Here is a 1,943-nt window from a genome sequence, read left to right on the forward strand (position 1 = left end):
CGGATTTGTGGCAACTATATTCTTAGGTGGATTAGTAGCAGTTGCTGGTAGATTAGCCGTAGGTACTTATAGTGTTATGGTATTTTTAACTCAAAGATTATTATGGCCTTTAACTCGTTTAGGGCAAACTCTCGATCTATATCAAAGAACTATGGCTTCTACGAATCGGGTGATGAATTTGTTGGATACTCCGATTAATATTCATCCGGGAGATAAACCTTTATCTATTGAGTCAGTTAAGGGAGAATTAGAGTTAAAAAATGTTACTTTTGCCTATCAGGAAAACTTTCCAGTTGTACAAAATATTTCCCTGAAAATTCCAGCAGGAAAAACTATTGGAATTGTCGGTTCAACAGGTTCGGGAAAAAGTACAATAGTCAAATTATTACTGAGGTTTTATGAAGTTCAGTCAGGAGAAATAACTCTTGATGGAATTGAAATAAATCAAATTAATTTACAAGATTTACGACGGGCAATAGGATTAGTAAGTCAGGATGTATTTCTATTTCATGGAACTGTGGCAGAAAATATTAGTTATGGCTCTTTTGATGCAACTTTGCTAGAGATTATTGCAGCAGCTAAAATTGCTGAAGCGGATGATTTTATTAATAAGTTACCTCAGGGTTACGATACTATTGTTGGTGAAAGAGGACAGAAATTATCAGGGGGTCAAAGACAGCGAATTGCTATTGCTAGAGCTGTGTTGAAAAATCCTCCTATTTTGATACTTGATGAGGCAACTTCAGCAGTAGATAATGAAACTGAAGCAGCCATTCAAAAATCTTTAGAAAAAATTACTCAAAATCGTACAACTATTGCTATTGCTCATCGTCTTTCTACTATCAGAAATGCCGATTGTATTTATGTTATGGAATATGGCAAAATAGTTGAGTTTGGTCTCCATGAAGAATTATTAGAAAGTGCGGGAATTTATGCTGGTTTATGGCGGGTACAATCTGGTTTAAGTTCAACAATTAAATGAATATTGGATGAAAATATAGGAGTTGAATATAGGAGTTGATTAAAACTATGGTGTCACAATTGATAATTGAATATCCCGATAATTTTCCTGATGCAATAGGTCAAACTCCTGAAGCTTTTGAACAAGAGGTACTAAGCATGAGGTACACCCGCCGCGGGCATCTTGCCCGCACTTGCATTCATTTAATTGTTAATCTCTGTACTTCATATACCACCGAATATGCTGTATATTTACCTTAAAAAAAATTTTAACTTCACATTTAAACTATGACAATATTCAATGACAACCCACCTAACGATAGTAAAAATAATTGGCAACATCAATTAAATAAATTTGTCAGAACTAATCAAAAAGAATTAGCTGCTTTAGCATGGGGTCTACATTTGGAAAAGGGAGAAACTGATGAGACAATTGGAATTGATTTAAAAGAAACACCAAAATTCGTATATTGTTCAAAAGCAGCTATAGAAAGATTAAATCGCAATGTTGATGGTAAAATTCAGGAAATCTTGGGTTTGATAGATGGTTATAAACCAGAATTAGAAGTATTAATGATTGCTATTGGTGATGGCCAAATTAAATTAGTTTATTTTCAACCAGAAATATCCCCACCAGACTGTTTTGAACAACTGGGTCAGGATGTTGATACTTTGTTGAAATTATTAGAAACAGAAATGAGTGAATGTATTAATACCAATTTGATAAAATAATTTGGTAGTGCATCAAGAAAGTGTGGGAATGATCAGATGATTATTGTTCCTAAATACTTTCAATCATCATGGAATGTCCTGTGTGTGGCCATCATCAAACTCGGGTATCATGGAAAGACAAGTAGTGGAAGTCCACGATATTATTGTTCTGAATGCCGAGAAACTTTTCCTGCGGAATGCTGCGCAAACACCAATACTTTTGACACCCTGTACTATCGTAGAAAAATTCAACCAGAACAAATGCGTATGCA

General features: G+C 34.5%; 3 protein-coding genes and 1 pseudogene. All 4 read left to right on the forward strand.

Annotated elements, in window-relative coordinates; translation table 11 throughout:
• Window positions 1-982 (forward strand): ABC transporter ATP-binding protein (locus tag F6K13_RS30900; RefSeq protein WP_287289543.1); only part of this gene is annotated, 982 nt, incomplete at its 5' end.
• A gap of 47 nt (window positions 983-1,029) precedes the next feature.
• The gene (locus tag F6K13_RS30905; protein WP_124144173.1) at window positions 1,030-1,221 is read left to right on the forward strand and encodes a hypothetical protein; all 192 of its coding nucleotides are present in this window, start codon (window positions 1,030-1,032) and stop codon (window positions 1,219-1,221) included.
• A gap of 27 nt (window positions 1,222-1,248) precedes the next feature.
• Window positions 1,249-1,692 carry a hypothetical protein gene (locus tag F6K13_RS30910; RefSeq protein ID WP_124144172.1) on the forward strand — a complete coding sequence of 148 codons (444 nt, stop codon included), beginning with the start codon at window positions 1,249-1,251 and terminating at the stop codon, window positions 1,690-1,692.
• Between the two features lie 36 nt (window positions 1,693-1,728).
• A pseudogene (locus tag F6K13_RS30915) lies at window positions 1,729-1,943 on the forward strand (hypothetical protein); the annotation flags it as partial.

Origin of the sequence: Okeania sp. SIO2B9 (assembly GCF_010672505.1) — a bacterium.
GTDB lineage: Bacteria > Cyanobacteriota > Cyanobacteriia > Cyanobacteriales > Microcoleaceae > Okeania > Okeania hirsuta.